At 73.1% G+C, this 6000-nt stretch carries 3 protein-coding genes; 2 read left to right on the top strand and 1 reads right to left on the bottom strand.

Annotated elements, in window-relative coordinates; all coding sequences use genetic code 11:
* Positions 1 to 23: 23 nt before the first annotated feature.
* Positions 24 to 1538 (bottom strand): MFS transporter, encoded by a 1515-nt coding sequence (locus tag ACBJ32_RS55940; protein WP_375133773.1) that lies wholly within the window; start codon positions 1536 to 1538, stop codon positions 24 to 26.
* Positions 1539 to 1689: 151 nt separating this feature from the next.
* On the opposite strand from ACBJ32_RS55940, the gene ACBJ32_RS55945 reads away from it, so the two are divergent.
* Both ACBJ32_RS55945 and ACBJ32_RS55950 read left to right on the top strand, forming a co-directional pair.
* Positions 1690 to 2772, top strand: coding sequence for a hypothetical protein (locus tag ACBJ32_RS55945; RefSeq protein ID WP_375133774.1), 1083 nt, complete (start codon positions 1690 to 1692; stop codon positions 2770 to 2772).
* 80 nt (positions 2773 to 2852) lie between these two features.
* Positions 2853 to 5585, top strand: coding sequence for an AAA family ATPase (locus ACBJ32_RS55950; RefSeq protein ID WP_375133775.1), 2733 nt, complete (start codon positions 2853 to 2855; stop codon positions 5583 to 5585).
* Positions 5586 to 6000 lie beyond the last annotated feature (415 nt).

Here is a 6000-nt window from a genome sequence, read left to right on the forward strand (position 1 = left end):
AGGCGGTTTCGACCGTACGCGCGTCAGAAATCCTGATCGCGTGCGGTGGACGGGCGGGAACGGAGGGCGTGGAAGGCGGCGATGCCCAGGAAGAGGGCGGCGCTGAGGGCGGCGTTGATGTGCAGGGCGTGGGTCCACGCCTCGCGTGCGACGTGCAGGAGGCGCTCGCCGTCGGGACCGGGCAGGTGCGCGGCCAGGGTGGCGGCGCCGGCGATGCCGCCCAGGACCGTGTCGGTCAGTGCCGCCGGGGCGTCGTAGGGGATGGCGGGATACACCCCGTCGCGGTAGAGGTAGGTGCCCAGGCTGCCCAGTATGGCGACTCCGAGGGCCATTCCGAGTTCTCCCGCGGTCTCTTGGAGCGCCGAGGCGGCGCCCGCCCGTTCGGGCGGGGCGGCGCCGACGATGGTGTCGGAGCTGATCACTATCACCGGTGTCAGCCCGACCCGCAGCAGAACGGTGCCGGCTCCCAGCACGAACGCACCAGAGGGACCGTCGGCCCCGATCATGATCGCACAGCCTGCGGCGGCCAGGAGCAGGCCCGTGCCCAGGACGCGGGCCGGACGGAGTCTGCGCAGCCAGGCAGGGGTGAACGTCGACATCGCGATCCCGGCCAGGGCCGCCGGCAGCAGCCACAGACCCGCCCGCAACGGCGACAGGCCCAGCACACCCTGCAGGTACTGGTAGATCAGGAACGTGGTGCCCGCGACGGTGAACACCGTCAGCGCCATCGTGGCCAGCGCTGTGACGAATGCCCGCTCTCCCAGCAACTCCAGGTCCAGCATCGGTGCGGTCATACGCCGCTGACGCCGTACGAACACCGCTCCCAGCCCCAGCCCGACGGCGATGGCCAAGACTCCCGCGGCGTCACCCGCGGCGGTGTTCTTGGCACCGTAGACGATCACCAGCACGGCCGTCAGCGCCAGCGCCGCGCTGCCCAGGTCGGGGCGCCGCGCGCCGGGGACGCGCTGTTCGGGCAGCAAGAACGGGCCCGCGCCCAGCAGGACCATCATGAGGGGGACGTTGAGCAGGAACACCGAACCCCACCACGACACCTCCAGCAGCAGCCCGCCCACCACAGGCCCGACCACGCTGCCGGACATGAAGCAACTCACCCATACCGGCATCGCCACGGTGCGCTGGGCGGGGACCGGGAACATCGTCCGCAGCAGTGCCAACGTCGAGGGCATCAGCGTGGCGCCCGCCACGCCCATCAACGCCCTCGCCGCGATCAGCAGTTCAGGAGTGCCGGACCAGGCGGCCAGGACTGAGGCGGCGCCGAACGCGGCGGCGCCCCACAGCAGGATCCGGCGGCGGCCCAGCCGGTCGCCCAGCGCGGCCATCGGGACCAGCAGGCCGGCCATCAGGAACCCGTACACATCCATGATCCACAACTGCTGGGGGCCGCTGGGGGCCAGGTCGGCGCTCAACGCCGGCAGCGCCAGATGCAGCACCGAGTTGTTGATCGACAGCAACAGGGTCGGCAACGCCAGCACCGCCAGCCCCCACCACTGGCGGCGGCCCGCCCTCATTTCTTCCATGCCGCGAACGTTAGGAACCTGCCCCCGACCCCGAATCGGTCACGCGACGGGGCCGCGGACGTTCGCCTGAACCTGGTCATTCGACAGAGGCGGCCGCCGTCTCCGCCCGCCTAGCGTCAGGGGGCGAAGACGACGGAAAGGCGGTGGCCCCGTGCCCCGATACGACGACACCTTGAACGAGGCGCTGGAGCGTCTCGACGACCTTGGCTACGAGCGCGGCCAGGGTGAGCTCGCCAACCACGGCCCGATGGGCGCCGAGGCGCTGGCCGTCATGGGACACCTCGACGAGGTGAACGGCTGGGTCGATACCTATCGCAGCGCCCGGCTGCACTACGATCCGCCCGCCGCGCGCAACCCGATCGATCCGGACGAGGAGGCGTCGTGGCGGTCAGCCCTGGGCGACTTCGAGCGGGTCGGCGACTGGGAGCGGCTGTTCCGCGCCGCTCTCGACGGCGAACCGTGGCGTGAGGTCCTGACGCGCTGGTGGCCGCGGTTGATGCCGGGGCTGTTCGCGGGGATGACGCACGGGGTGATCCGCACCGCGCACGCGGTTCGCGGCCTGGCGGCGGTGGACGAGCCCTCGCCGCTCCAGCTCAACGAGCTGGCACGCGGCCTGGCCTACTGGGCCGGACGCTTCGTGCCGCTGCCGGGCAGGGTCCCGTTCAGCGGTGGCGGAGACTTCCAGGACGCGGTCGCGGCCCTGCCCCGCGGTGGGCTGGAAGGGCTGGAGAGCCTAGCCGAGTTCCAGGACGCGTGGGGCAGGATGAACGAGGTCCCCGGCTACGACGAGGCGCTGCTCCGGCTCCACGCCGCCGACGCCCAATGGCTGCTGAGCGAGATGACGGCCGGCTTCGCCGGGGTGTTCCTGACGCACCACGACTTTCGTCCGGCACCGGTACTGCTGCACGCTGTCACCGCGCCCGCCGCCGTCCGGCTCGTGCTGCCCCTTCTGCCCGCCGAGTTCCATCTGCCCTCGGTGGCCGAGCTGTGGAAGATGCACGCTGCCCTGCTCACCACCTTCGCCGTGCCCCGGACCGGTGAGGAGGCGGCGGTCTCGCTGGCCCGCCGCGAGGAGACCGTCCCGTTCCACGAGCTGTCCGCCCGGGCCGCCGAGCACGGGGATGAGCACGTCATCAAGTTCACCGAAGCCTGCATGCGCGAGCACGCCCTGCGTCCCGACCCCCGCTACCCGGCGGCCGTCTCAGCGGCCCACCGGCGGATCCCCCGCCCCTGAGCGCCTGCCGCGCCCACCCAGGCCGCCGGTACCCAGAGGTGCCTGCTCGACCAGGACGAAAGCCCCGATAGTGTCGGTGCGTGCTCCTCGGAAGAACAAGGGAACTGGCGAAACTGGAGGGGCTCCTGCGTGCCGCCAGGTCCGGACGGGGCGGCGGGCTGGTCCTGCGGGGAGAGGCGGGCATCGGCAAGACCACGCTGCTCGATCACCTCGCGACCACCGAGGACCTGTGGATTCTTCGCGCGTACGGCAGCCCGTACGAGTCCGGGCTGCCGTACGCGGGGCTGCACCTGCTGCTGCGGACGATCGTTCACCGCATCGACGCGCTTCCCCCGAGGCAAGGACGGGCGCTCAGCCGGGCGTTCGGGCTGAGCGGCGCCGCGGAGGGCAGCGCAAGGGACGCTGTCAGTGACGGTACGGGCGACGGCCTCTTGGTCGGCCTGGCCGTGCTGACCCTGCTGAGCGGACTGGCCGACGAGCAGCCGGTCCTGTGCCTGGTCGACGACGCCCACTGGCTCGACCCGGCCTCCGCCGAGGCACTGCTGTTCGCGGCCCGCCGGCTGGAGGCCGACCGGGTCGCGATGGTGTTCGCCGTACGGGAACCGCACGCGCCGGAGTTCGCATCCCCCGGACTCGCCGACCTGCCTGTCGGCGGACTCGATGATCGGGCGTCTGCCCAGCTGCTCGGCGAGCTGGACCCCGCTCTGCCCCCGCAGGCCCGCGCGGAGATCCTGCGGGAGGCCCGGGGCAACCCGCTGGCCCTGCGAGAACTGCCGGCGGTACGCGGCACGGGCCTCATCTACGATGCTGCCGCCCCGCCGGCGGTCAACCGCGTGCAGCGGGCGTTCGCCGAACGGATCGCCGCCCTCCCTGCCCGCACCCAGACCGTCCTGCTGGTCGCTGCAGCGGCCGACACCGGCATGCTGTCCGTCGTCCTGGACGCGGCGGCCTGGCTCGGCGCGTCCGTCGAGGATCTCGTCCCTGCCGAGCGCGCGGACCTCGTGCGGCTGGCCGGGGAACGGCTGACGTTCCGGCATCCCCTCATCCAGGCCACCGTCTACCAGCAGGCCGACGCCGCGCGACGGCTGGCGGTGCACCGGGCGCTGGCGGAGGCCCTGATCCGCCACCACGAACCGGGGCGACGGGCATGGCACCTGGCGGCGGCCAGTACCGGGCCGGACGAGGACGTCGCCGCCGCGCTGGAACACAGCGCCGAGGAGGCACGACGCCGCGGGGGGTACCTCGCGGTGGCCCGCACCTACGAACGCGCCGCCGCGCTGACCCCGGACCGGTCCCGTCGCGGCCTCCGGCTGGCCGCCGCCGCGCGGGCCGCCGCCGACGCCGGCCGGCTCCGGCGCGCGGCGTCTCTGCTGGAGGAGGCCGCCGTGCACCTCACCGGCCCGGCCCTGTCCGCCGAGGTCGCCGGGCTGGACGCGCTGCTGGACAGCAGCGACGGCCGGCAGGCGCACCGGCGGCTGATCCACGCGGCGGGCACCGTCGCCGAACGGGATCCGCAGACCGCGGGCCGCCTGCTGTTCAACGCGGTCGAGCGGGCCTGGTCGGCCGGGGATCTGGCCGCCGTCGCCGACGCCGCGCACCGCACCGGGCTCCTGGGGCTCATCGGCGCGGAAGCGGCCGGCGACCTGGCCCGGGCCGCGACCGCGTTCGACCGGCTCGCCGTCGGCGGCACCGCCGCCGACGGCGTCGCGGCGCTGCGGAACCTGGTCGCCACCGTCGAGCGTGACGGACCGCCGCGCCACCGTGCCATGGTCGTCTGGTGGCACGTGCTGCTCGGCGACTTCGCCACGGCCCAGGCGCTGGCGGCCGATCTGGAACGGGATTGCCGGCTGTCGGGGGCGATCGGCGTCCTGCCCGAAGTGCTGGCGCTGACCGCAATCGCGCACCTGCACTTCGGGCGGCACGCCGAGGCGCTCACCACCGCGGGCGAGGGGCTGCGCCTGGCCCGCGACACCGGGCAGCCGCGCCTGGCGGGCGGACCGGCGATCGTCCTGGCGCAGCTCGCGGCGATCGAAGGGGACGCGCGGCTGTGCCACGCACTGCTGGCCGAGGCCGAGGACGTCCCTCACCCGTCCCTTCAGGCGACCCGCGCGAGGAACCTGATCGATCTGGCGCAGGGCCGCCCCGACGCCGTCCTGGACCGGCTGCCCGTGATCGCTGCCGGCCTGCACCGCATGGACGCCCGCGCGGGCCTGTCCGACGTCGTCGAGGCCGCCGTCCGCGCCGGCCGCCCGCAGGAGGCGCGCGAACCGTTCCAGTGGTACCTGAACTGGGCGATCCCGCTCGGCCGCCCGTGGGCCGAGGCCATCGCGGCACGCTGCGCGGCGCTGCTCGACGACGACGCCGAACCGCACTACCTGCGCGCCCTCCGTCTCCACCGGGAACGTGACGCGGCACCATTCGAACGCGCCCGCACCGAGCTCCTCTATGGCGAATGGCTGCGCAGAGCACAACGGCGCGCCGACGCCCGCGCTCCGCTGCGTTCCGCTTCGGAAACATTCGAACGCCTGGCCGCCCACCCCTGGGCCGACCGAGCCCGAGCCGAACTGCGCGCCACCGGCGAAAGCCGTGCCACGCCGGCGCCCGATCCGCTTGCCGAGCTCACCCCGCGCGAGCAGCAGATCGCACGCCTGGCGGCGACCGGCCTGTCCAACCAGGACATCGCCGCGCGCCTGTTCCTGAGCTCGCGGACCGTCGGGTACCACTTGTCCAACACCTACCGGAAACTGGGCCTCGCCTCCCGTACGGAACTGGCCCGCCTCGTACTGGACGACAACCGGACCGGCAGCGTGTGAGGTGCATCGCGGACGCCCAGCGCGGGCCGGCCCGAAGCGGGGATACGGCGGCTCGGTGTGGGAGTATCCGATCCAACCGGGCTGGCCTCAGAAGCAGACCCGACAGTCCACGGCACAGATGATTCCGCCGGTCATTTCGGCCGCTCGCAGGCGCTGGCTGCCCCGCTCGATTGAGTTCTGCCAGGGGGTGTCGGGGCGCGGGAGGTTGGGCACAGTCCGCAGGCCGCGCCCGGGGCCGTAGGCGTCATCACACGGATGCGACGATGTAGCGGTCGCGTTCCTGGCCTTCGGAAGCTGTCAAACCGGCTGAGACATCAGGCTACTTGCGTGGTTTGTGGTGAAGCGTCGGTCTGGGGTGTCGCGAGTGGCTGGTTGATCCACACCTTGGTCGGCAGAGGCGGTGGGTAGGGACGCC

This window comes from Nonomuraea sp. GTA35, from assembly GCF_041950525.1.
Classification (GTDB): domain Bacteria; phylum Actinomycetota; class Actinomycetes; order Streptosporangiales; family Streptosporangiaceae; genus Nonomuraea.